This is a genomic window from Telluria aromaticivorans (genome assembly GCF_013003915.1).
GTDB classification, from domain to species: Bacteria; Pseudomonadota; Gammaproteobacteria; order Burkholderiales; family Burkholderiaceae_D; genus Telluria; species Telluria aromaticivorans.
The window spans coordinates 625,307-648,467 of sequence record NZ_JABAIV010000003.1; the positions used below are offsets into that span (position 1 = coordinate 625,307).

Annotated in this window: 18 protein-coding genes; 5 read left to right on the top strand and 13 right to left on the bottom strand. The window is 64.4% G+C overall.

What is annotated here, in order from left to right; all coding sequences use genetic code 11:
- Nucleotides 1-177: 177 nt before the first annotated feature.
- The 3 genes from HGB41_RS12140 to lptF are packed head-to-tail and all read right to left on the bottom strand — an operon-like array spanning nucleotide 178 to nucleotide 2,896.
- Entirely contained in the window at nucleotides 178-546 is a 369-nt protein-coding gene (locus HGB41_RS12140) for a sirohydrochlorin chelatase (protein WP_171084588.1), read from the bottom strand.
- The gene (gene lptG, locus HGB41_RS12145) at nucleotides 546-1,730 is read right to left on the bottom strand and encodes an LPS export ABC transporter permease LptG (RefSeq protein ID WP_171084591.1); all 1,185 of its coding nucleotides are present in this window, start codon (nucleotides 1,728-1,730) and stop codon (nucleotides 546-548) included. The genes HGB41_RS12140 and lptG overlap by 1 nt, the downstream gene beginning before the upstream one ends.
- A complete protein-coding gene (gene lptF / locus HGB41_RS12150) occupies nucleotides 1,727-2,896 on the bottom strand; it encodes an LPS export ABC transporter permease LptF (RefSeq protein ID WP_171084592.1) in 1,170 nt (389 codons plus the stop codon). Before lptF ends, lptG begins: the two co-directional genes overlap by 4 nt.
- Nucleotides 2,897-2,968: 72 nt before the next feature.
- Here lptF and HGB41_RS12155 point away from each other — a divergent pair, with 72 nt between their 5' ends.
- Nucleotides 2,969-4,471, top strand: a complete 1,503-nt coding sequence (locus HGB41_RS12155) for a leucyl aminopeptidase (protein WP_171084594.1) — start codon at nucleotides 2,969-2,971, stop codon at nucleotides 4,469-4,471.
- A 117-nt stretch (nucleotides 4,472-4,588) separates the two neighbouring features.
- Here HGB41_RS12155 and HGB41_RS12160 read toward each other — a convergent pair whose 3' ends face one another.
- The 3 genes from HGB41_RS12160 to HGB41_RS12170 form a co-directional block, all read right to left on the bottom strand.
- The gene (locus tag HGB41_RS12160; RefSeq protein WP_229422984.1) at nucleotides 4,589-5,047 is read right to left on the bottom strand and encodes a hypothetical protein; all 459 of its coding nucleotides are present in this window, start codon (nucleotides 5,045-5,047) and stop codon (nucleotides 4,589-4,591) included.
- A gap of 67 nt (nucleotides 5,048-5,114) precedes the next feature.
- Nucleotides 5,115-5,342, bottom strand: coding sequence for a DUF1653 domain-containing protein (locus tag HGB41_RS12165; RefSeq protein WP_171084597.1), 228 nt, complete (start codon nucleotides 5,340-5,342; stop codon nucleotides 5,115-5,117).
- Nucleotides 5,343-5,362: 20 nt separating this feature from the next.
- Complete coding sequence (locus HGB41_RS12170; protein ID WP_171084599.1) at nucleotides 5,363-5,716, bottom strand: phiTE_015 family protein; 354 nt, start codon at nucleotides 5,714-5,716, stop codon at nucleotides 5,363-5,365.
- A gap of 560 nt (nucleotides 5,717-6,276) precedes the next feature.
- On the opposite strand from HGB41_RS12170, the gene xth reads away from it, so the two are divergent.
- Nucleotides 6,277-7,044: an exodeoxyribonuclease III gene (gene xth / locus HGB41_RS12175; RefSeq protein ID WP_171084601.1), complete on the top strand. Its 768-nt coding sequence runs from the start codon at nucleotides 6,277-6,279 to the stop codon at nucleotides 7,042-7,044.
- Nucleotides 7,045-7,248: 204 nt separating this feature from the next.
- Here xth and HGB41_RS23845 read toward each other — a convergent pair whose 3' ends face one another.
- The 7 genes from HGB41_RS23845 to HGB41_RS12210 form a co-directional block, all read right to left on the bottom strand.
- A complete protein-coding gene (locus tag HGB41_RS23845) occupies nucleotides 7,249-9,891 on the bottom strand; it encodes a sensor domain-containing protein (protein WP_171084603.1) in 2,643 nt (880 codons plus the stop codon).
- Nucleotides 9,892-10,026: 135 nt separating this feature from the next.
- Nucleotides 10,027-11,217, bottom strand: coding sequence for a 2-methylaconitate cis-trans isomerase PrpF (prpF, locus tag HGB41_RS12185; RefSeq protein WP_171084605.1), 1,191 nt, complete (start codon nucleotides 11,215-11,217; stop codon nucleotides 10,027-10,029).
- A 90-nt stretch (nucleotides 11,218-11,307) separates the two neighbouring features.
- Nucleotides 11,308-13,914: a Fe/S-dependent 2-methylisocitrate dehydratase AcnD gene (acnD, locus tag HGB41_RS12190; RefSeq protein WP_171084607.1), complete on the bottom strand. Its 2,607-nt coding sequence runs from the start codon at nucleotides 13,912-13,914 to the stop codon at nucleotides 11,308-11,310.
- Between the two features lie 285 nt (nucleotides 13,915-14,199).
- Nucleotides 14,200-15,360: a bifunctional 2-methylcitrate synthase/citrate synthase gene (prpC, locus tag HGB41_RS12195; RefSeq protein WP_171084609.1), complete on the bottom strand. Its 1,161-nt coding sequence runs from the start codon at nucleotides 15,358-15,360 to the stop codon at nucleotides 14,200-14,202.
- A gap of 24 nt (nucleotides 15,361-15,384) precedes the next feature.
- Nucleotides 15,385-16,275, bottom strand: coding sequence for a methylisocitrate lyase (gene prpB / locus HGB41_RS12200; RefSeq protein WP_171084611.1), 891 nt, complete (start codon nucleotides 16,273-16,275; stop codon nucleotides 15,385-15,387).
- A gap of 251 nt (nucleotides 16,276-16,526) precedes the next feature.
- Nucleotides 16,527-18,188 carry a cation acetate symporter gene (locus HGB41_RS12205; RefSeq protein ID WP_171084613.1) on the bottom strand — a complete coding sequence of 554 codons (1,662 nt, stop codon included), beginning with the start codon at nucleotides 18,186-18,188 and terminating at the stop codon, nucleotides 16,527-16,529.
- Nucleotides 18,185-18,493 carry a DUF485 domain-containing protein gene (locus tag HGB41_RS12210; RefSeq protein WP_171084615.1) on the bottom strand — a complete coding sequence of 103 codons (309 nt, stop codon included), beginning with the start codon at nucleotides 18,491-18,493 and terminating at the stop codon, nucleotides 18,185-18,187. The genes HGB41_RS12205 and HGB41_RS12210 overlap by 4 nt, the downstream gene beginning before the upstream one ends.
- A 190-nt stretch (nucleotides 18,494-18,683) precedes the next feature.
- Here HGB41_RS12210 and prpR point away from each other — a divergent pair, with 190 nt between their 5' ends.
- The 3 genes from prpR (at nucleotide 18,684) to HGB41_RS12225 (ending at nucleotide 23,160) form a co-directional block, all read left to right on the top strand.
- Nucleotides 18,684-20,291: a propionate catabolism operon regulatory protein PrpR gene (gene prpR / locus HGB41_RS12215; RefSeq protein ID WP_171084617.1), complete on the top strand. Its 1,608-nt coding sequence runs from the start codon at nucleotides 18,684-18,686 to the stop codon at nucleotides 20,289-20,291.
- 302 nt (nucleotides 20,292-20,593) lie between these two features.
- Nucleotides 20,594-21,991, top strand: a complete 1,398-nt coding sequence (locus HGB41_RS12220; RefSeq protein WP_171084619.1) for a pyridoxal-phosphate dependent enzyme — start codon at nucleotides 20,594-20,596, stop codon at nucleotides 21,989-21,991.
- Nucleotides 21,988-23,160: a trans-sulfuration enzyme family protein gene (locus tag HGB41_RS12225; protein ID WP_171084621.1), complete on the top strand. Its 1,173-nt coding sequence runs from the start codon at nucleotides 21,988-21,990 to the stop codon at nucleotides 23,158-23,160. The genes HGB41_RS12220 and HGB41_RS12225 overlap by 4 nt, the downstream gene beginning before the upstream one ends.
- The last annotated feature ends 1 nt before the right edge of the window (nucleotide 23,161 follow it).

A 23,161-nucleotide genomic window follows, 5' to 3' on the forward strand; every position in this document is an offset into this window, starting at 1 on the left:
CCGCGCAGGAAGCAGGAGCCGCAACAGAAATCATGATGTCCCACGACAACTTTTATTTAAAGAGGGAAATTAAATTCCGTGCGGCAATATGGCGCCAATCCAACGGAATCTTGCCCCTTTTGCCAAGGGTGTTAACGCCTAAATATTGAATAAACTGGAGCGCCTGGCCCCTTCCTGTTACGCGAGCGAGCGGATACAGTAATCCGTCATGGCGGCCTGCACGCCGGCGTCTTCGCCGATGGCGCCGGCTACCTGCAGGCGCAGGCCGGGATGCTTCGCGCGGACTTCGTCGGCCAGCAGCGGCAAGTCGCGCAGCAGGTGGCCGCCCTGCCCCAGGAACACCGGCACCACGGTGATGTCGTCGACGCCTTCGAGCACCAGCGCATCGACCGTGGCCGGCAGGCGCGGCTCCATCAGCTCGAGGAAGGCGAGCAGCACGCGGCAATCGGTCAGGCGCGCCTGGGTCGAATCACGCAGGCGCTCGAAAGGCGCGGCCCAGGAGGCGGCGCGGGCGCCGTGGGCGAACAGGACAAGGGCACGGGTCATCAGTGTCGCTCCACCCACCACAGGGCGCCCAGCGCCAGCAGCAGGAACAGGGTGCTCGGTGCGGCCGCCGTGAAGAAGGCCGGCAGCGTGGTCAGGACGCCAAGGTGGGCGAACAAGGCATTCAGCAGCAGGAAGCTCACGCCGATCATGATGCCGACGAAGATCTTGAGGCTCACGCCCCCACTGCGGGTATGCAGGTAGGCGAAGGGCAGCGCGAGCGCCATCAGCACCAGGATCGAGAGCGGGTCGATGATCTTCTTCCAGAAGGCGGTCTTGAAGCGCTCGGTCTCCTGGCGGTTCTCGGCCAGGTGTTTGGTATACACCGCCAGCTCGTTGGCCGACATGCGTTCGGGATCCGAGCGCGAGACCGAGAGGATCTTGGGTGTGATTTCCGAGGCCAGGTCGAACGAGGCCAGGGTGCGCGTGCTGACTGCCGCGGTGTCCTGGCCGAAGGTGGCCTGGATGCTCTGCCCCTGCGGCACCGGGGCGCCCGGCGCGGGCAAGGTGCGGCTGTTCGAGAACATGGTTTCCGATACTTCGGTCAGGCGCCAGGTGTTGTTGCCGCTGTAGCTGCCGCCCTTGGCCGTGATCAGCGCGCGCATGCGCATGTTGGCGTCGAACTCGTACAGGCGCACGTCGACCAGCTGGCCGTCCGGGCGGATCTGGCGCACGTTGAAGAAGCGGGTGCCGACCACCGGGCCGCGCACGCCCTCGGCATGGATGCTGTCCTTGGTCCACATGCCGGACCTGAAGTCGGCCGACAGGGTCGAGCCCTTGGCGGCCAGGCGCACGCGCTCGGCCAGCGGCGCGGTGCGCGGGGTGATCAGTTCGCCGAACACGAAGGTGATCACCACGAACACGATGCCGATCCTGAACAGCATCCAGGCCGCCATCCGGGTCGACATCGACGAGGCGCGCATGATGGTGAATTCCGAACTGGCCGCAAACTGCGCCATCGTGTAGATGGTGCCGATCAGGGCCGCCACCGGCATCACCTGGTAGACGTTGCCGGGCACCAGCAGCAGAACGTAGAGCAGAGCGTGCCCGATCTCGTAGCCGCCCTTGCCCACCGACGGCAGTTCGCCGGTCAGGTCCATGAAGGAGATCAGGGCCAGGAAGGCAACCAGCACGAAGGCGACTGCCTGGGCGATGCTGACCGCGAAATAGCGTTGCAGGGTTTTCATTCGGCCTCCACCTTCGCCAGCGGCGTCGGCGCCCGGCTCGCGACGTGTTTCTTCGCCATCCTGCGGCGCTTCCAGGCATTGAGCAGCACCAGCGGATGCCAGCGGTGGTTGACATTCAGGCGCCAGGCAAACAGTCCCAGCACGGTGAGCGCGGCCACCAGGTGCAGCGGCCACCAGGCCATCGCGAATTCGAGCTTGCCGCGCTTGACGCTGTTCTCCAGCAGCTTGTTCAGGTTGTTATAGGTGAAGAAGATCAGCAGCGCCAGGATCATGTTGGCCGAGCTGCCGGCGCGCGGGTTCACGAAGCCGAGCGGGATCGCCAGCAGCATCAGCACCAGGCAGACGATCGGCGCGGACATCCGCGCCAGGAGTTCGGCGCGGGTGTACTGGTTCTCCACCTTCAGCAGCGCCGACGTGGGCAGCGCATTGATCGGGGTGTCGGCGCCGAGCACCGGCATCTTGGTCGCCACCCGCATCTTGTAGCGCTCGAATTCCATCGACTGGAAATCTGCCTGCCCCGGCGTGCCCTGGTAGCGGCGGCCGTTGGAGAGGACGAGGTACTGGCCACCCTCGGGGTCGGTCTCGATCACGCCTTCCTTGGCGACCACGATCGAATTGGCCTTGCCGTCGTTCGAATTGACGAAGACGTTCTGCACCACGGTGGCGCCGGCGGTGGAGCGCTCGACGAAGAACACGCGGTCGCTTGAGGAGGATTCGCGGAACTGGCCGGGGGCCACGCGCTTGAGGTCTTCGCGCTTCTGGAAGCGCTCGACGAATTCGGTGCGCTTGAGCGCGGCCCAGGGAGCGACGTAAAGCGACAGCAGGGCCACCGCGAGCATCACCGGCAGGCCGAAACCCAGCACCGGGCGGATCCAGCGCCGCAGCGACATGCCCGAGGCGAACCACACGACCATCTCGGAATCGCGGTAGCTGCGCGTGACCGCGGCCAGCACCGAAATAAAGGTGGTGAGCGTGAGGATGGTTGGCAGATAATTCAGGATGGCGAAACCGATGAGGGCCAGCACGTCGCTCGAGGCGACCTTGCCGCCGGCGGCCTTGCCGAGGACGGAAATCAGGGTCCAGGTGACGAGGACGGTGAACAGCACCGTGAAGGTCGCCCCGGCCGAACTAAGCAATTCACGTTGCAGGGCGCGTCGAAAGATCATTCAATAGATATAATTGCAGGTTAGGCACGGCGGTTGGCAGCACGCCGCAGACATCAAAACGGAGAACCAAAAATGGACTTTAGCATAAAAGCATTCGACACCAAGAACACCCTGGCCGCCGCAAAAGCCGGCGTGCTGGCAGTGGCTGTGTTCGAAAACAAGAAACTGTCGCAGGCTGCCAAGGCCCTCGATGCCGGCGGCGACATCACCGCGGCGCTCAAGTCCGGCGACATCAGCGGCAAGGCCGGTTCGACCCTGCTGCTGCGTGGCGTGGCCGGTGTGGCTGCGGCGCGCGTGCTGCTGGTGGGCATGGGTACCGCTGAAGCCGTAAGCGAGAAAAGCTTCAGCTCCGCCATCGGCGCCGCCATGAAAGTGTTCGGCACCCTGGGCAGCCAGGATGCCATTATCGCATTCCCGGTCGCGGATGTGAAAGACCGCGACGTCAACTGGGCCGTGCGCGCACTGGTCATCGCGGCCAACGAGACCGAACACCGCACCGATACGCAAAAGAGCAAGAAGGATCCGGCGCCTGCCGGCGTGCGCAAGATCACCATCGCGTTTGATGCCGCCAACGCGGTTACCCAGCTCAAGCCTGTGCTGGCGCAGGCCGTGGCGATCTCGAACGGCATGCAGCTGACCAAGGAACTGGGCAACCTGTCGCCGAACGTCTGCACCCCGACCTACCTTGCCAACACCGCCCGCGAGCTGGCCGGTGAATTCGGCTTCGACATCGAAGTCCTGGAGCGCAAGCAGCTGGAAGCGCTGAAGATGGGCAGCTTCCTGTCGGTGGCCAAGGGCAGCGACGAAGCACCGAAGTTCATCGTCCTCAAGCACATGGGCGGCAGCAAGAAGGATGCGCCGGTGGTCCTGGTCGGCAAGGGCATCACGTTTGACACAGGCGGCATCTCGATCAAGGCCGGTCCGGGAATGGACGAGATGAAGTACGACATGTGCGGCGCCGGCTCGGTGCTGGGCACCTTCCGCGCGATCGGCGAGATGGGCCTCAAGCTCAACGTCATCGGCATCGTGGCCGCCTGCGAGAACATGCCGTCGGGCCGCGCTTCCAAGCCGGGCGACATCGTGACCTCGATGAACGGCCTCACCATCGAGATCCTGAACACCGACGCCGAAGGCCGCCTGATCCTGTGCGACGCCCTCACCTATGCCGAGCGCTTCAAGCCGGCGGTCGTGGTCGACATCGCGACCCTGACCGGCGCCTGCATCGTCGCCCTGGGCCACCACACCAGCGGCCTGTTCACCCGCCACGACGATGCGAGCGATGCGCTGGCCGAAGAGCTGATGGACGCGGGCAAGCAGGCCGGCGACGTGGCCTGGCGCTTCCCGCTCGGCGAGATCTACAACGAGCAGCTCAAGTCGAACTTCGCCGACCTGGCCAATATCGGCAGCCCGGGCGCAGCCTCGATCACGGCGGCCTGCTTCCTGGAGAACTTCACCCGCAACTACACCTGGGCCCACCTGGATATCGCGGGCACGGCCTGGAAGTCGGGCGCGGCCAAGGGTGCGACCGGCCGTCCGGTGCCGCTGCTGACGACCTTCCTGATGAATCGGGTGTGATCCGATGAAGGCTGCGGCGGTGAAATATTCTTTCACTCCGCCGCCCTAGCTGAAATTTTATTTCACCAATAAAAACAGCCCCGTTTGCGGGGCTGTTTTGTTTTTCCTGCTGCCCGGTCAGAACATGGGGCTCTCGACCCGCTGCGTCGCCGCCAGGTCCGCACGCGACTTCACCGGCTCCATCAGCACCGTCATATTCGCCGGATACGAGAACCCCGCCCCCGAATGCCGGTCCACCAAATGCCCAAGTCCCGCACTGATCACCACATTGCCCATCAGGCTGCTCGTATCCGCGCGCGAGCCGATGGTTTCCTGCGCCAGGCCCATGCCATCCTTCTTGCAGCTGATGACCAGCGGCTTCGTGCTGCGCGTGACGGTCACCCGTCCCGGCAGGACGACGAACCAGCGACCCATGTCATTGCCCAGCACGCAGCCGACCCCGCCGACTTCTTTATAGTCGAGCACGGCATGGAGTTCGAGTTGCTGTTGCGGGGAATCGGACAGCGTCGCGCAGCCGCCCAGGACGAGCGGCGCAGCGAACACAAGGGCACTAATAGGGGAAATTAAACGCGACATGTGACCCACCAAGGTTTGCTTCATGCCCTATTAACGGCAGGCAAGAGCAAATGCTGAAGGGTGATGCTCAGGCGTTTAGGGTGTCCGGAGGCGTGTCGAGCGGTGCGAAGCGTGGCAGGACCACGCCGTCGACCGTCACGGTCTCGAAGAATGCGTCTCGTGGACGCACCCAGACCTTGCCATCGGCGCCGCGGTAGACCATCACGGGCGTGTGGTCCGCCTCCAGCACCGCTTCACAGACCAGCTCGTAGACACCGCCCTTGTAGTGGCGGTAACGCTGCGGGCCGGCTTTCAAGCTGAATGCAGAGCCGATGTTCAGGCCTTGGCTTCTTCCAGCGCCTTCTGCTTTTTCTTCAGGCCCTGGATCACCTTGAGCACGCCTTCAATGCCGGCGGCCTCATCGAGTTCGCTGAATGCGTCGAGGACTTCGTTGAGCACGCGGTTGCGCACCAGTGCTTCGTCCTGCGTGACGGCAGGCTTGTGCTCCGGTTCCTTGGCAACGAACTTCGACGGTGCTTCGGCAGCCGCCTTGGCGCCATGCGTCAGGGCCGCTTGCCAGATCACCCAGCGGCGCTGGGTTTCATACACGAGGTATTCCTCGGGCTTGTCTTCGCGGCGGCGAACGATATGGCCTTCGCGTTGGGCCCACGCTTCGAATGCAGTGCGCATTTCAGTCCTTTGTAATTCGTCGTTCGGTTTCACTTGCTATTGAAAAAACAATATTTTCAAATAGTACCATGTTGCATGGTGCCAAATGGTGCGCACGATTGCGCAAAGGCATGATGTCGTCCGAACATGTTTCAATCTGCAAATAGTACAACGTTAGTTGCACTAGCGCAATTACTTTATTCCCATGCAGAAACAGTGTTACATCCTGCCGCTCTAGTTTGATGCTTTCACGAACGCTTCTACCGTCCGACAGTCCGCTCACGATATTCAGCAAGAATATTTATTATTCTATTAATTTATTCTAGCATAGCAGATTGCTGGCGACACAAGCTTATGAGCGGATTAGCAACAAAAATAGGACTACTCGTATAAATACAAGTGTCACATGACGTAGATTATTCGCGGAGCATATGTTTCACAAGCAAATGCCGTAACGGGGAATACGGCTGCGACAAGAACTGGGAAGCCGGACGCTTGCGGCGGCAGGTCCCTTGCCCTGTCCGCCCTGCCCGGCAAACGGTTATCATGCCGCCTTTACCCACCACGACCCGCCGCCGCCCATGAAGATCGCTACCTGGAACGTCAATTCGCTGAAAGTCCGACTGCAGCACCTGCTCACCTGGCTGGAAGCCAATCCGGTAGACGTGCTCTGCATTCAAGAGACCAAGCTGACCGATGATAAGTTCCCTGTGGCGGAAATAAATGCGGCCGGCTACGAGGTCGCCTTCAGCGGCCAGAAGACCTATAATGGCGTGGCGATCCTGTCGAAGCACCCGATCGAAGACGTCCAGAAGAACAATCCGCATTTCGAGGACGAGCAGCAGCGCCTCATCGCCGCGACCATCGGCGGCATGCGCATCATCTGCGCCTATGTCGTCAACGGCCAGGACATCGGCAGCGACAAATTCGCCTACAAGACGGCGTGGTTCGCGGGCCTGCATGCCTGGGTGGCCGAGGAGATGCGCGCCCACCCGCGGCTTGCCGTGCTGGGCGACTACAACATCGCACCGGAAGCGCGCGACGTGCACGACCCGGCCGAATGGGAAAACCACATCCACTTCACGCCGCCGGAACGCGCCATGCTGCAAGGCTTCATGGCCCTCGGCCTGGCGGACGCCTTCCGCCTGTTCGAGCAGCCCGAGAAGCAGTACAGCTGGTGGGATTACCGCCAGATGGCCTTCCGCCGCAATCGCGGGCTGCGCATCGACCACATCCTGCTGAGCGAAGCGCTGGCCAAGCGCTGCACGGCCTGCCACATCGACCGCGAGACCCGCAAATGGGAACAGCCGTCGGACCACGCCCCCGTGGTGGCAACGCTGGATCATTGAGGACCGCTTGGCGGGGGTTCGTAACCCTGGCCATTGCTTGAATGCCGACTACGCAAAAGCCGCCCCTTACCCGTAGGGTGGGCGGGCTCTCCCGCCCACGCGTTCAACGATCGCTTGCCAAACCGCGTCGCGTTTCCTTACACACCGTTTGAATGCGCGGTCGGCGAAGCCGACCACCCTACGCACATCGGTAAGGTCGGCGGGTTAACGCTCGATCGCTTCCAGCACCGAGCTGGCCAACAACTGCGCCGCTTCACCCGCAGGCAGCGGCCGCGCAAACAAATACCCCTGCGCGAACTGGCAGCCGTGGCTTCTCAAGAGAGCGTACTGCCCTTCCGTCTCCACGCCTTCCGCCACCACCGACAGCTGCAGGCTGTTCGCCAGCGCCATCACGGCGGCGACGATCGCGCGATCTTCTGCGCTGGCTTCGAGCTCGCGCACGAAGGCGCGGTCGATCTTGATCTTGCGGACCGGGAAGCGCTTCAGGTAGGCCAGGCTCGAATAGCCGGTGCCGAAGTCGTCGATCGACAGGCGCATGCCCATGCCGTTAATCTGGCGCAGGATCTCGAGCGTGCGCCCGCCGTGCTGCATCAGCGCCGTTTCCGTGAGCTCGAACTCGACCAGCGAAGGGTCGATGCCGGTCTCGCCCAGGATGCGGCGCATCGAATCCACCAGCCCGTCGTGCATGAACTGGCGCGCCGACAGGTTGATCGCCAGCGGCACCGCGGCCAGCCCCTGGCCTTGCCAGGCCATAATCTGCTCGCAGGCAGTGCGGATCACCCACTCGCCGACCGGCACGATCATCCCGTTCTCTTCCAGGATCGGGATGAATTCGTCCGGTCCCACCAGGGTGTCGCTTCCCCCTTTCCTCCAGCGCAGCAGCACCTCGAGCGCGTGCAGGCGGCGCGTGGTGGTGTCGATGATCGGCTGGTAGTGCAGCTCGAACTCCTTATGCGCCAGTGCGCTGCGCAGGTTCGATTCGAGCTCGAAGCGGCGCGCGGCGGCCTGGTTCAGGCGCTGGTCGAAGAACTGGTAGTTGTTGCGGCCGGCCGCCTTCGCGTGGTACATCGCGGCATCGGCGTGGCGCATCAGGGTGTCGACGTCGGCGCCATTGTCCGGGCACAGGCAGATGCCGATCGAGGGCGAGATGTGCAGGCTGTGCCCCTCGAAGGGGAAAGGCGTGGCCAGCGCCCCGATGATCTTGTCGGCGACCCCGGCACACTCCTGGGCGCCCTTGATGTCCGGCAGCAGCACCACGAATTCGTCGCCGCCCAGGCGCGCCACGGTATCGCTGTCGCGCACCGCCGCGCACAGGCGCCTGGCGACTTCGCGCAGCAGGTGGTCGCCGGTGGCGTGGCCGAGCGAATCGTTGATGTTCTTGAAGCGGTCCAGGTCGAGGAACATCACGGCCAGCTTGCGGCCATTGCGCTGGGCCGCCTTGAGCGCAAGATCGAGCCGGTCGGACAGCAGCGCGCGGTTCGGCAGGCCGGTGAGGCTGTCGTGGTAGGCCATGTGGTGCACGCGCGCCTCGGCCTGGCGCCGCTCGTTGATTTCTTCCTGCAGCAGCGCATTGGCGCCGGCCAGTTCGGCGGTGCGCTCGGCCACGCGGATCTCGAGTTCGTCGCGCGCACGGCGGATCGCGTCGGCCGCTTCGCGCCGCGCGGTGACGTCGTCGAGCAGCCAGACGCTGCGCCCGCGCCGGTCGGCGGCGTCGAACAGGCGGCCCGACAGGCGCGCCCAGAAACGCGTACCGTCGCGCCGGCTCAAGAGGTATTCGGCGGTGTGCACCTGGCCGGCCCCGAAGCTGCGCGCGGTCTCCACCCGCGCCAGGCCCCAGGCCGCTTCGTCCGGATACAGGGCGCGCACCGGCGTGCCGTCCATGCCGCCGGCCGGGCTGCCGAACAGCTCTTCCATCTTGGAGTTGCAGTGCAGGGTCACGCCCTCTTCCACCACCGCGATGCCGAGCACCGCGTTGTCGAGGATGGCGCGGTTCTCCAGCAGCGCATTGCGCAGCTGGATCTCGTCGAAGCGCTCCTGCCTTCGGTCTTCGAACATCCAGATCGTGCCCAGGTCAGGGTCGTCCGGATTGAACAGGTAGCCGTTGAGCTGCCCCCAGATGGGCGAGCCGTCCTTGCATACCAGTTCGGTCTCGCTGCGGTAGGGAATGCCGCGCGCCAGCTGCGGGTAGGCGGTGGCGCCGAAGTCGTGGAAGGCCTGGTCGTCCCGGTAGACGATGCGGGTGGAACGGCCCAGCGCCTCGCCGTCGCGGTAGCCGAACATGCGGGCAAAGGCCGGGTTGTAGCGCTGGATGATGCGATTGCGGACGAACATGATGCCGACCGTCGCATTGGTCATGATCGCCTGCACCTCGATCAGGGTCTGGCGCACGTCGGTGACGTCTTCCACGATCCAGATGGTGCCGGCTTCGCGCGCGCCGGGATCGACCGCGCGGCCGCGCAGGCGCGCCCACATCATCGAACCGTCGCGGCGGCGGAATGGGTGCTCAGGCTTTTCGAACAGGCCGCCGGCGGCCAGCACCGGATAGGCCTCGGCCACCAGCGCCTGGTAGTCGCGCGCCGAGCCGAAGACATCGACCGGGTGCAGGCGCGACAGCTCGGCATGGGTATAGCCGAGCATCTCGCAGATGCGGGGATTGCAGGACTTGAACTGGCCCGGCAGCGTGAAGACGATGCCCACCGGCGCGTTTTCCAGGATGGCGCGCTGCTCACGCAGCGCGACATGCAGCATTTCCTGCTCGAGCGCGGCAGCCTCGAGCTGGGTGTGCCGGGGCGTGTCGATGGGGGCGCTCCCGGCCGTGAGCGGGTGCTTGCTGGATAGTCCGTCCATTGTAATTCTTGTCTGCTAACGGCTGGGTTGCCTTTTAGCAATCATAAACCACAACTGGCCGATGTTCCAAAACTAACAAGCACAATAAACGGGCCATGTTGTTATGGCCCGTCAATTGCAACTTCTATCAACCGGTCAGAAACAGTCGCCCGGCACGCGCACCCAGCCTTCCATCAGCACCCGGGCGCTGCGGCTCATGATGGCCCTGGACACGCTCCACTCGCCGTTCTGCTCCACGGCCTCGGCGCCCACGCGCAGGGTGCCGGACGGGTGGCCGAAGCGCACCGCGCTGCGCGCCGTGCCGCCGGCCGCCAGGTTGACCAGGGTGCCAGGGATCGCGGCGGCAGTGCCGATCGCCACCGCGGCCGTGCCCATCATCGCGTGGTGCAGCTTGCCCATCGAAAGCGCGCGCACCAGCAGGTCGACCTCGCTGGCTGCCACCTGCTTGCCACTCGACGCGACATAGCTGGCCGGCCTGGCGACGAAAGCCACCTTCGGCGTGTGCTGGCGCTTGGCCGCCTCCTCGATGCTGGAGATCAGGCCCATGCGCAGCGCGCCGTGTGCGCGGATGGTCTCGAACATGGCCAGTGCGCGCAGGTCGCCATTGATCGCGTCCTGCAGTTCGGTGCCGTCGTAGCCGAGCGCTTCGGCATTCACGAAGATGGTCGGGATACCGGCGTTGATCATGGTCGCTTTCAGGGTACCCACGCCGGGGACTACCAGCTCGTCGACCAGGTTCCCGGTCGGGAACATCGATCCGCCTGCGCCTTCTTCCTCGGCTGCCGGGTCGAGGAATTCGAGCTGCACTTCGGCCGCCGGGAAGGTCACGCCATCGAGTTCGAAGTCGCCGGTTTCCTGCACGCAGCCAGCAGCCACCGGGACATGGGCGATGATGGTCTTGCCGATGTTGGCCTGCCAGATGCGCACCGTGGCCATGCCGTCATGCGGGATGCGCTCCGGGTCGACCAGGCCGCTGGCGATGGCAAACGACCCGACCGCCGAGGACAGGTTGCCGCAGTTGCCGCTCCAGTCCACAAAAGGCTTGTCGATGGAGACCTGGCCGAACAGGTAGTCGATGTCGTGGCCTTCTTTTTCGCTCTTTTCCACGATCACGGTCTTGCTGGTGCTCGAGGTGGCGCCGCCCATGCCGTCGATCTGCTTGGCGTAAGGGTCGGGGCTGCCGATCACGCGCAGCAGCAAGGCATCGCGCGCCGGGCCGGGAACGCGCGCGGCTTCAGGGAGGTCGTCGAGGCGGAAGAAGACGCCTTTGCTGGTGCCGCCTCGCATGTAGGTGGCGGGGATCTTGATTTGGGGGGTGTGGGGCATAGGATGTCTGGTTTTGTAGCGTGGGCGGGAAACCCGCCCACGCTACGATTATCGATTAATCGTAGCGTGGCGGTTGAACCACGATTGCGATTATGCGGCGGCTTTGGGAGCTGACGACTCCAGGAAATCCTGCGCGAAGCGCTGCAGAACCCCGCCCGCCTCGTAGATCGCGACTTCTTCGGCCGTATCGAGACGGCAGGTCACCACCACCTCGAGACGCTCGCCGCTGCGGCGATGGATCACCAGCGTCAAATCGGTACGCGGCGTGCACTCGCCCACCACGTCGAAGGTCTCGGTGCCGTCGATACCCAGGCTCAAGCGGTTCACGCCCGGCTTGAATTCCAGCGGCAGCACGCCCATGCCCACCAGGTTGGTGCGGTGGATGCGCTCGAAGCCTTCGGCCACGATCGCTTCCACGCCCGCCAGGCGCACGCCCTTGGCCGCCCAGTCGCGCGACGAGCCCTGGCCGTAGTCGGCGCCGGCGATCACGATCAGCGGCTGCTTGCGCTCCATATAGGTTTCGATGGCTTCCCACATGCGCGTCACCTGGCCTTCCGGCTCGACGCGCGCGAGCGAACCCGCCTTCACGCTGCCGTCCTCGTTGCGCACCATTTCGTTCTTGAGCGTCGGGTTGGCAAAGGTCGCGCGCTGCGCCGTCAGGTGGTCGCCGCGGTGGGTGGCGTAGGAGTTGAAGTCCTCTTCCGGCAGGCCCATCTTCGCCAGGTATTCGCCGGCGGCGGAGTCCAGCATGATGGCATTCGACGGCGACAGGTGGTCGGTGGTGATGTTGTCGCCCAGGACCGCCAGCGGACGCATGCCGGCAAGCGAACGCTCGCCCGCCAGCGCGCCTTCCCAGTAGGGCGGACGACGGATATAGGTGCTCATCGGGCGCCAGTCGTATAGCGGGCTGACCTTGACGCCGTCATCAAGCACGCGCGCGAACATCGGCGTGTAGACCTTGCGGAACTGGTCGGGCTTGACGCTGGATTCGACGATGGCGTCGATCTCTTCATCAAGCGGCCACAGGTCGGCCAGGCGGATTTCGCGGCCAGCAGCGTCCAGGCCCAGCACGTCCTTCTCGATGTCGAAGCGGATGGTGCCGGCAATCGCATAGGCCACCACCAGCGGCGGCGACGCCAGGAAGGCCTGCTTCGCATATGGGTGGATGCGGCCGTCGAAGTTGCGGTTGCCCGACAACACAGCGGTCGCGTACAGGTCGCGGTCGATAATCTCCTGCTGGATGACCGGATCGAGCGCGCCGCTCATGCCGTTGCAGGTGGTGCAGGCAAAGGCCACCACGCCGAAGCCCAGCTTGTCCAGCTCTGCGCTCAAGCCGGCTTCGTCCAGGTAGAGCGCGACGGCCTTGGAGCCGGGCGCGAGCGAGCTTTTCACCCAGGGCTTGCGCTGCAGGCCGAGGCGGTTCGCGTTGCGCGCAATCAGGCCTGCCGCGATCATGTTGCGCGGGTTGCTGGTGTTGGTGCAGCTGGTGATCGCGGCGATGATCACCGCGCCGTCCGGCATCAGGCCTGGCTCGTTCTCCACCACGCCCGAGATGCCGCGCGCGGCCAGCTCCGAGGTCGGCACACGCTTGTGCGGGTTCGACGGCCCGGCGATATTGCGCACCACGCTCGACAAATCGAAGGAGAGCGTGCGCTCGTACTGCGCCGTTTTCAGGCTGTCGACCCACAGGCCGGCTTCCTTGGCATAGGTCTCGACCAGGTGCACGGTCTCTTCCTCGCGGCCGGTCAGGCGCAGGTATTTGATGGTCTGCTCGTCGATGTAGAACATCGCGGCGGTGGCGCCGAATTCCGGGGCCATGTTCGAGATGGTGGCGCGGTCGCCCAGGGTCAGGCTCGATGCGCCCGCACCGTAGAACTCGAGATAGCTCGAGACCACTTTCGAGTTGCGCAGGAATTCGGTCAGCGCCAGCACGATATCGGTGGCGGTGATGCCGGGCTGGGCCCTGCCCGTCAGCTCCACGCCGATGATGTCCGGCAGGCGCATCCACGAGGCGCGGCCCAGCATGACGCTTTCGGCTTCGAGGCCGCCGACGCCGATGGCGATCACGCCCAGCGCATCGACCATCGGGGTGTGCGAGTCGGTGCCGACCAGGGTGTCCGGATAGGCCACGCCCTGTTCCGACTGGATGACGGGCGACATGCGCTCCAGGTTGATCTGGTGCAGGATGCCGTTCCCCGGTGGGATCACGTCGACGTTCTGAAAGGCCTTCTTGGTCCACTCGATGAAGTGGAAGCGGTCTTCGTTGCGGCGGTCTTCGATCGCGCGGTTCTTGGCGAAGGCGTCCGGGTCGAACCCGCCGCATTCGACCGCCAGCGAGTGGTCGACCACCAGCTGGGTCGGCACCACCGGGTTGACCATGGCCGGGTCGCCGCCCTGCAGGGCGATGGCGTCGCGCAGGCCGGCCAGGTCGACCAGCGCGGTCTGGCCCAGGATGTCGTGGCAGACCACGCGCGCCGGGAACCACGGGAAGTCGAGGTCCTGCTTGCGCTCGATGAGCTGCTTGAGCGAGTCGGTCATGGTGGCCGGATCGCAGCGGCGCACCAGGTTCTCGGCCAGCACGCGCGAGGTATAGGGCAGCGTGTCGTAGGCGCCGGGCTGGATCGCATCGATCGCGCCGCGCGTGTCGAAGTAGTCCAGGGAGGTGCCAGGCAGGGGTTTGCGGTGATTGGTATTCATGTCTGTATCTCGTGTGCTCGTTTGCCGGTCCGCTCGATATGCTCGACGCGTCCGATTACTTAGCCACCCTTGAAACCGTCATCCCGGCGCAGGCCGGGATCCAATTTTGCACGCGGGCTGCCGACGCATAACTTGGGTACCGGCCTTCGCCGGTACGACGGGCTACTGTTGCGGGCCGTCCGAACTGGCGCAAGTGGCCCGCAAGCAAACTTGGGCGGGAACAATGCCAGTGACATTGTTCCCGCCTTCGCCGGTACGACGGTCTTGAGGCTGGTAGTACTGTCCTTACTTCCGATCCGCAATCGGCACGAACTGCAGGTCTTCCGGACCGACGTAGTTCGCGCTCGGGCGGATGATCTTGTTGTCAATGCGCTGCTCGATCACGTGCGCGGCCCAGCCGGAGGTGCGCGAGATGACGAACAGCGGCGTGAACATGGCGGTCGGCACGCCCATCATGTGGTACGAAACGGCCGAGAACCAGTCCAGGTTCGGGAACATCTTCTTGACTTCCCACATCACCGATTCCAGGCGCTCGGCGATGTCGAACATCTTCATCGAACCGGATGCCAAGGACAGCGAACGCGCCACTTCCTTGATCACCACGTTGCGCGGGTCGCTGATGGTGTAGACCGGGTGGCCGAAGCCGATCACGACCTCCTTGTTGGCCACGCGGTTGCGAATGTCGGCTTCGGCTTCGTCGGCGTTCTCGTAGCGCTTCTGGATGTCCAGCGCCACTTCGTTGGCGCCGCCGTGCTTCGGGCCGCGCAGGGCGCCGATCGCGCCGGTGATGGCCGAGTGCATGTCCGAACCGGTGCCGCCGATCACGCGGGCGGTAAAGGTCGAGGCATTGAACTCGTGCTCGGCATACAGGATCAGCGAGGTGTGCATGGCGCGGACCCATTCCTCTTTCGGCGCGTGGCCGTGCAGCAGGTGCAGGAAGTGGCCGCCGATCGAGTCGTCGTCGGTCTCTACTTCGATGCGCTTGCCATTGTGGCTGTAGTGGTACCAGTACAGCAGCATCGAGCCGAAGGATGCCATCAGGCGGTCGGCGATGTCGCGCGCGCCCGGGATATTATGGTCGTCCTTTTCCGGCAGGGTGCAGCCCAGCACCGACACGCCGGTGCGCATCACGTCCATCGGGTGGGCGCCGGCCGGCAGCGCCTCGAGCGCGCTCTTGACCGCCTGCGGCAGGCCGCGCAGCGATTTCAGCTTGGCCTTGTAGCCCTTCAGTTCAGCGGTCGTCGGCAGCTTGCCGTGCACCAGCAGGTAGGCGATTTCCTCGAACTCGCAGCTGGTGGCGACGTCCAGGATGTCGTAGCCGCGGTAGTGCAGATCGTTGCCCGATTTGCCGACCGAGCACAGCGCGGTATTGCCGGCGGCGACGCCGGACAGGGCCACCGATTTCTTCGGCTTGAACGTTGGGGTATCGTTGTTCTGGGTGCTCATGCGTGCGGCTCCTTATTTGGTTTCTTATTTACTTTTCTTTTGGGCGAACAGCGCGTCGAGCTTCTGCTCGTAGCTGTGGTAATCGATGCGGTCGTACAGTTCGGCGCGGGTCTGCATCGTCTCCAGCACGTTCTGCTGGGTGCCGTCGCGGCGAATGGCGTTGTACACGTTTTCGGCCGCCTTGTTCATGGCGCGGAAGGCCGACAGCGGGTACAGCACCAGGCCGACGTGGGCGCTTTTCAGTTCTTCGACGGTGAACAGCGGGGTCGAACCGAATTCGGTGATGTTGGCCAGCACCGGCACCTTCACGGCGTCGGCAAACTGCTTGTACATGGCGAGGCTGGTCATGGCTTCCGGGAAGATCATGTCCGCGCCGGCTTCGACACAGGCGACGGCGCGCTCGATCGCGGCGTCCAGGCCTTCGACGGCCAGCGCATCGGTGCGCGCCATGATGACGAAGTCCTCGTCGATGCGGGCGTCCGCCGCCGCTTTCACGCGGTCGACCATCTCGTCGAGGCTGACGATTTCCTTGCCCGGACGGTGGCCGCAGCGCTTGGCGCCGACCTGGTCTTCGATATGGCAGGCGGCTGCGCCAGCCTTGCTGAGCGAACGCACGGTGCGCGCGACGTTGAAGGCCGAGGCGCCGAAGCCGGTGTCGATGTCGACCAGCAGCGGCAGGTCGCAGACGTCGGTGATGCGGCGCACGTCGACCAGCACGTCGTCCAGGTTCGAGATGCCCAGGTCCGGCAGGCCCAGCGAACCGGCGGCCACGCCGCCACCCGACAGGTAGATCGCCTTGAAGCCGGCACGCTTGGCCAGCAGTGCGTGGTTGGCATTGATGGCGCCGACGACCTGCAGCGGGGATTCTTCCTGGACTGCCTTGCGGAATGCCGCACCGGCGGAATACTGGCTCATGCTTAACCTTTCGAATGATACGTTGAACGACTACCCTGGCTCTAATGCAAGGGGCGTGCCAGCCTGTGCGGGCAGCCCCGTGCCTTGGAATTCAAGCACTTGGCAGCGTTTGGGCCGGCTAGTCCGCGCATTCTTCAACTATTGCGTTTCATTATGTTTCACAGTGAAACGTCAAATGGAACATGATACCAACAAAAAACCCCGCCGTAGCGGGGTTGGGGCAAAGCAGACAGCCTGTGAGTGCCAAAGGCTCAGTGCCCGCTGGCCCCAGACGCCCCGATGCCGGTTTCCGAGCGCACTTCCTGCGCTTCGAAGCCGGCCTTGTCGATGGCCGCGCGCGGGCTCTTGTCGGTGATGGAGAAGAACCAGATGCCGAAGAAGCCAATCGGCATCGAGAAGATCGCCGGCGAGGTGTAGGGGAAGATGGCTTCGGCATTGCCCAGCACGTCGACCCAGACCGACTTCGACACCACTGTCAGCACCACCGCCGTGCCCAGGCCAAGGAAACCACCGACCGTCGCACCGCGCGTGGTGCAGTTCTTCCACAACACCGACATGAACAGCACCGGGAAGTTGGCCGAGGCCGCGATGGCGAATGCCAGCGACACCATGAAGGCCACGTTCTGCTTTTCAAAGGCGATGCCCAGCAGCACCGCAATGAAGCCGAGGCAAATGGTGGTGATTTTCGACACCCGCAGTTCGCTGCTGCTGGTCGCCGTGCCCTTGGCGAACACGGTGGCATACAAATCATGCGACACCGCCGAGGCGCCCGACAGGGTCAGGCCCGCCACCACCGCGAGGATGGTCGCGAAGGCCACCGCCGAAATGAAGCCGAGGAAGATGTCGCCGCCCACGGCCTTGGCCAGGTGCACCGCCGCCATGTTGTTCCCGCCCAGCAGCTTCCCGGCTGCATCCTTGAATTCCGGATTGGTCCCGACGAGCACGATCGCGCCAAAGCCGATGATGAAGGTGAGGATGTAGAAATAACCGATCCAGGTGGTCGCCCACAACACCGACTTGCGCGCCTCCTTGGCGCTCGGGACGGTGAAGAAGCGCATCAGGATGTGCGGCAGGCCGGCAGTGCCGAACATCAGCGCCATGCCGAAGGAGATCGCCGAGATCGGGTCTTTCACAAAATTACCCGGGCCCATGATGCTGAAGCCCTTGGCGTGCAGGTCGGTGGCGGTGGCGAACAGCTTTTCCGGGCTGAAGTTAAATTGCGCCAGGACCGCGAAGGCCATGTACGAGGCCCCCGACAGCAGGAGCACGGCCTTGATGATCTGGACCCAGGTGGTGGCGGTCATGCCGCCGAACAGCACGTAGACCATCATCAGCACGCCGACGATCACGACCGCGATCCAGTATTCGAGGCCGAACAGCAGCTTGATGAGCTGGCCGGCGCCCACCATCTGCGCGATGAGATAGAACAGGACCACTACCAGGGTGCCGGAGGCTGCGAACACACGGATCGGCTTCTGGTGGAAGCGGTAGGCGGCGACATCGGCGAAGGTGAAGCGGCCGAGGTTGCGCAGGCGTTCGGCCATCAGGAAGGTGATGACCGGCCAGCCGACCAGGAAGCCGATGGCATAGATCAGGCCGTCGAAACCGTCGAGGAAGACGGCCGCCGAAATGCCAAGGAAGGACGCGGCCGACATGAAGTCGCCTGCAATCGCCAGCCCGTTCTGGAAGCCGGTGATGCCGCCGCCGGCAGTGTAGAAATCGGATGCCGAACGGGTCTTGGACGCCGCCCACTTGGTGATGAAGAGCGTGAAGATGACGAAGGCCGCGAACATGGTGATCGCGGTCCAGTTGGTGGCCTGCTTGGTGGCCTGGCCGAGGTCGGGTGCGGCCATGGCGGCGCCGGCTGCGGCCAGCAGCATCAACGCTGCCGAAGCACGAAGCGTGGTCTTCATGCGCCCACCTTCGCCCGGATGGCTGCGGTCAGCTCATCGTAGCGGCCGTTGGCGCGGCGCACGTAGATACCGGTGATCACAACGGTAAACACGATGACGAACAAGCCAAGCGGGATGCCCCAGGTCATCACGCCTTCACCGATGCGGGTGCCGAGGAACTCCTTGTTGAAAGCGACCAGCAACGTGAAACCGTAGTAGACGATCATCATCGCCCAGGTGAGGGTCCAGCCGAAACGCGAACGCGTCCGGACCAGCGTGTGGTAGTCCGGATCAGCCTTGATCCGCTGTACGAGATCTTGTTCCATGTTGTCTCCTGATGTTCTCGTGTTGCCTTTTCACGGGCTTGACCCAGCTTACTCCTACGCGCTTACCACTTACTTACTTACTTTACGCGCTTACCACTAACTTACTTGCTTACGCACGCGCCGCCCTACTTCGCGCTGCAACAATGTTTCAGGCTGAAACGCCCGGCATGAAATCGACTACACTTGAAACATGAGTTACTCCACCCGCAATCCGGCTAGCGGCGCCGCGGACAGCGACAAGCCGGTGATCTGGACCGTCTCGGTCTCGCGCCTGTCCGACCTGTTCCGCGACATCACCCTCGAATACGATCACCTAGCTATGATCGAACCACTGCACCTTGGGTTCGATGAAGCTGCACGACATCTGCGCGAACGCATGGCCACCGAGCGTTGCGACGTCGTGATCGCCGCCGGATCGAACGCCGCCTACCTGAAGGGGCGCGTCTCGGTGCCGGTGGTCGTGGCCAAGGCCAGCGGCTTCGACGTGATGCAGGCCCTCTCGCGCGCACGGCAGGTGTCAGGCCGCATCGGCGTGATCACCTACCAGGAACCGCTGCCCGAGTTGGCCGAGTTCGCCTCGACTTTCGGCATCGCCATTGCCCAGCGCACTTATGTGACGGAGGAGGATGCACGCGCCGGCATCAACCAGCTCAAGGCTGCCGGCATCGAGGTCATCGTCGGCGCCGGCCTGATTACCGACCTCGCCGAGGAAGCTGGCTTGAGCGCCGTATTCCTGTATTCGGCCGCGTCGATCCGCCAGGCCTTCGACGACGCGCTGGAAATGGCGCGCCTGACCCAGCTGGAAGCGAACCGCGGGCGCCGCACGCCGGCGCCGGAGACCCGCCGTGCGCGGCGCGGCCTGCACGACCTGCGTGGGGAGTCAAGCGCCATGGAGCGGCTGCGCCAGACGGTCGTGCTGTATGCGCGCTCGCCCGCCACGGTCCTGATCCACGGCGAAACCGGCAGCGGCAAGGAACTGGTGGCCCAGGCCATCCACCGCGAAGGACCGCGGCGCGGCGCCAACCGTCCCTTCGTGGCCGTGAACTGCGGCGCGATTGCCGAATCGCTGCTGGAATCGGAACTGTTCGGCCACGAGGAAGGCGCTTTCACCGGTGCCCGCCGCGGCGGCCATGCCGGCCTGTTCGAGGCGGCCAACACCGGCACCCTGTTCCTCGATGAAATCGGTGAAATGCCGCTCGCCCTGCAGACCCGCCTGCTGCGGGTGCTCGAAGAACGCGAAGTGATGCGGGTCGGCGGTACCCGCCCGGTGCCGATCGACGTGCGCGTGGTCAGCGCGACCCACTGCGACCTGGAAGCGCGGGTGCGCGAGGGGCGCTTCCGCGCCGATTTGTTCTACCGCCTGGCCGTGCTGCGCTTGAGGCTGCCGCCGCTGCGCGAGCGCCTGCCCGATATCGCGCCGCTGGCCGAATGGTCGCTCAAGAATGCGCTGGCGGCGCTGGACGCAAGGCCGCACCCGAACCTGCATGCCGAGGTCGCTGCCTGCGCCGCGCTGCTGGAGGCCTATGACTGGCCGGGCAATGTGCGCGAGTTGCGCAACCTGATGGAAAGGCTGGCGTTGTTTTTGGCGGCGGAACCCTTGCAGGCGCTGACGCCGAGTTTCCTGTTGTCGATTGCTCCGGAGTTAGGAATGCAGGCGACCCTTCCTGTGTCGATGTCGGGAAGCGAGAGCATTGCAGCCGTCCTGGCACGTTATGGTGGCCAACGCGATGCAGCGGCAAAGCATTTGGGCATTAGCCGCACGACCCTGTGGCGCCGTTTGAAGACCGAAAACCCGTAGGGTGGGCAAATCGTAGTTCAGGCCACTGGCCTGAACTACCTTGCCCACGCGTTCAAATCACGCCAGAAACACGGCGACGCGGTTGTTCACGGGCTGGTTGAACGCGTGGGCAGAATCTGCCCAACCTACGGATATCGACGGATCTAAAGTTGGCTGGATACCTGCCACCCTACGAGATCAACACCAGTGGTCGCAAACGCATTATCATGACTTTTTTACATGGCTTGGCGCCCATACCCACCTTCTAAGCGCCAGCTCTTCGCAAGCACTGCCCGGGCCCTGCCCGGCCTTCCGGAGGCAATATGCAACATGCGTCGCAAGCTGCACTGTTTTCGCTGATTGGTGATACCCCGCTGATCGAGGTAACCCGGATCGACACGGGTCCTTGCCAGCTGTTCCTGAAGCTCGAATCGCAAAATCCCGGCGGCTCCATCAAGGACCGTATCGGCCGCGCCATGATTGAGCAGGCCGAACACGATGGCCACCTGCAGCCCGGCGGCACCGTGGTCGAAGCCACGGCCGGCAATACCGGCCTGGGGCTGGCCCTGGTCGCGCGCATCAAGGGCTACCGCGTGGTGCTGGTCGTGCCCGACAAGATGGCGGCCGAAAAAATCCTGCACCTGAAGGCGCTCGGCGCCGAGATCCACCTGACGCGCTCCGACGTCGGCAAGGGTCATCCCGAGTATTACCAGGACTATGCGGCGCGCCTGGCGAAAGAAATTCCCGGCGCCTGGTTCGCCGACCAGTTCAACAACCCGGCCAACCCGCGCGCCCACGAAACCACCACCGGGCCGGAAATCTGGGACCAGGTCAATCACCGGGTGGACACTATCGTGGTGGGCGTCGGTTCGTCCGGCACCCTCACCGGCCTGTCGCGCTATTTCCGCAAGACTCAGCCCAACCTCGAATTCGTCCTGGCCGACCCCAAGGGTTCGATCCTGGCCGACTACATCAACACCGGCGTGCTGCGCACCGACGCCGGCTCGTGGGCGGTCGAGGGCATCGGCGAAGACTTCATTCCCGGCATCGCCGACCTGTCACGGGTGAAAAAAGCCTATACGGTCACCGACGAAGAAAGCTTCAGCACCGCGCGCCTGCTGCTGCAGCAGGAAGGCATCCTGGGCGGCTCGTCCACCGGCACCCTGCTGGCCGCCGCGCTGCGTTACTGCCGCGAACAGACCCGTCCCAAGCGGGTCGTCACCTTCGTCTGCGATACCGGCACCCGCTACCTTACCAAGGTCTACAGCGACGGCTGGATGGTCGACCAGGGCCTGCTCACGCGCCCGAAACTGGGTGACCTGCGCGACCTGATCGGCCGCCGCTACGATGACGGCGAAGTGGTGACCGTATCGCCGACCGACACCCTGCTCACCGCCTTCAACCGCATGCGCAGCAGCGACCTGCAGCAGCTGCCTGTGATCGACCGCGATGGTAGCCTGGCCGGCCTGATCGACGAATCCGACCTGCTGCTGCACGTGACCTCCACCCAGGAAGCCGGCCACGCATTTGGCCAATTCAACGCGCCGGTCTCCACCACCATGACCTCGACGCTCCAGACCCTGCACCCGTCATCGGGCATGGGCCAGCTGCGCGAGATCCTCGACCGCGGGCTGACCGCCGTGATTGCCGATGGCGGTCACTTCTACGGCCTGATCACCCGCTTCGACCTGCTCAACCATCTTCGAAGGACGCTGTCGTGACTGAACAAAAGAAACACATCTCCACCCGCGTGATCCACGGCGGGCAGTCGCCGGAGCCGTCGACCGGCGCCGTGATGCCGCCAATCTTCGCCACCTCGACCTTCCGCCAGGAGAGCCCGGGCGTGCACAAGGGCCTGGACTACGGCCGCTCCCACAATCCTACCCGCTGGGCGCTGGAGCGCTGCGTCGCCGACATCGAGAGCGGCGGCGCGGCCTTCGCCTTTGCCTCCGGCCTGGCCGCGATTGCGGCGGTGCTGGAACTGCTGCCTGCGAACTCGCACATCGTAGCGGGCGACGACATGTACGGCGGCACCTTCCGCCTGTTCGAGCGCGTGCGCCGCAAGAGTGCTGGCCATAGCTTCAGCTACGCCGACCTGACCGACCCGGACGCACTGGCCCGGACCCTCACGCCTGAAACGAAATTGGTGTGGGTCGAGACCCCGACCAACCCGATGCTGAAACTCGCCGACCTGGCCGCGATTGCGCAGCTGTGCCGCGCGCGCGGCATCATCACAGTCTGCGACAACACCTTCGCCAGCCCGATCGTCCAGCGCCCGCTGGAACTGGGCTTCGACATCGTCGTGCACTCGACCACCAAGTACATGAACGGCCACTCCGACGTGATCGGCGGCGTGGCGGTGGTCGGCACGCAAGAACACCACAAGGAACTGGGCGAGCAGCTCGGCTTCATCCAGAACGCCGTGGGCGCCATCCAGGGCCCCTTCGACAGCTTCCTGGTGCTGCGCGGGATCAAGACCCTGGCCCTGCGGGTGGAACGCAGCAGCGCCAACGCACTGGCCCTGGCCCAGTGGCTGGAGCGCGAACCGAAGGTGCGCAAGGTGTTTTACCCGGGCCTGGAATCGCATCCCCAGCATGCGCTGGCGCGGCGCCAGATGAACGGCTTCGGCGGCATCGTGTCGATCGACCTGGCCACTGACCTGGCCGGCGCACGCCGCTTCCTCGAGGCCTGCGAAGTGTTCACGCTGGCAGAAAGCCTGGGCGGCGTGGAAAGCCTGATCGAGCACCCTGCCCTGATGACCCATGCCAGTATTCCGGCCGAACAGCGCGCGGAGCTGGGCATTGGCGATGGGCTGATCCGGCTGTCGGTAGGGATCGAGCACCTGGAAGACCAGCAGGAAGACCTGCGGCGGGCGCTGGCCGCGATCTAGG

Coding starts and splice junctions, on each gene's coding strand:
- HGB41_RS12210 (WP_171084615.1), bottom strand. CDS start 18,493: ATGGAACAAGATCTCGTACAGCGGATCAAGGCTGATCCGGACTACCAC.
- prpB (WP_171084611.1), bottom strand. CDS start 16,275: ATGAGCCAGTATTCCGCCGGTGCGGCATTCCGCAAGGCAGTCCAGGAA.
- HGB41_RS12205 (WP_171084613.1), bottom strand. CDS start 18,188: ATGAAGACCACGCTTCGTGCTTCGGCAGCGTTGATGCTGCTGGCCGCA.
- lptG (WP_171084591.1), bottom strand. CDS start 1,730: ATGAAAACCCTGCAACGCTATTTCGCGGTCAGCATCGCCCAGGCAGTC.
- HGB41_RS12170 (WP_171084599.1), bottom strand. CDS start 5,716: ATGCGCACTGCATTCGAAGCGTGGGCCCAACGCGAAGGCCATATCGTT.
- HGB41_RS12160 (WP_229422984.1), bottom strand. CDS start 5,047: ATGTCGCGTTTAATTTCCCCTATTAGTGCCCTTGTGTTCGCTGCGCCG.
- acnD (WP_171084607.1), bottom strand. CDS start 13,914: ATGAATACCAATCACCGCAAACCCCTGCCTGGCACCTCCCTGGACTAC.
- xth (WP_171084601.1), top strand. CDS start 6,277: ATGAAGATCGCTACCTGGAACGTCAATTCGCTGAAAGTCCGACTGCAG.
- prpR (WP_171084617.1), top strand. CDS start 18,684: ATGAGTTACTCCACCCGCAATCCGGCTAGCGGCGCCGCGGACAGCGAC.
- HGB41_RS12220 (WP_171084619.1), top strand. CDS start 20,594: ATGCAACATGCGTCGCAAGCTGCACTGTTTTCGCTGATTGGTGATACC.
- HGB41_RS12155 (WP_171084594.1), top strand. CDS start 2,969: ATGGACTTTAGCATAAAAGCATTCGACACCAAGAACACCCTGGCCGCC.
- prpF (WP_171084605.1), bottom strand. CDS start 11,217: ATGCCCCACACCCCCCAAATCAAGATCCCCGCCACCTACATGCGAGGC.
- lptF (WP_171084592.1), bottom strand. CDS start 2,896: ATGATCTTTCGACGCGCCCTGCAACGTGAATTGCTTAGTTCGGCCGGG.
- HGB41_RS12140 (WP_171084588.1), bottom strand. CDS start 546: ATGACCCGTGCCCTTGTCCTGTTCGCCCACGGCGCCCGCGCCGCCTCC.
- HGB41_RS23845 (WP_171084603.1), bottom strand. CDS start 9,891: ATGGACGGACTATCCAGCAAGCACCCGCTCACGGCCGGGAGCGCCCCC.
- prpC (WP_171084609.1), bottom strand. CDS start 15,360: ATGAGCACCCAGAACAACGATACCCCAACGTTCAAGCCGAAGAAATCG.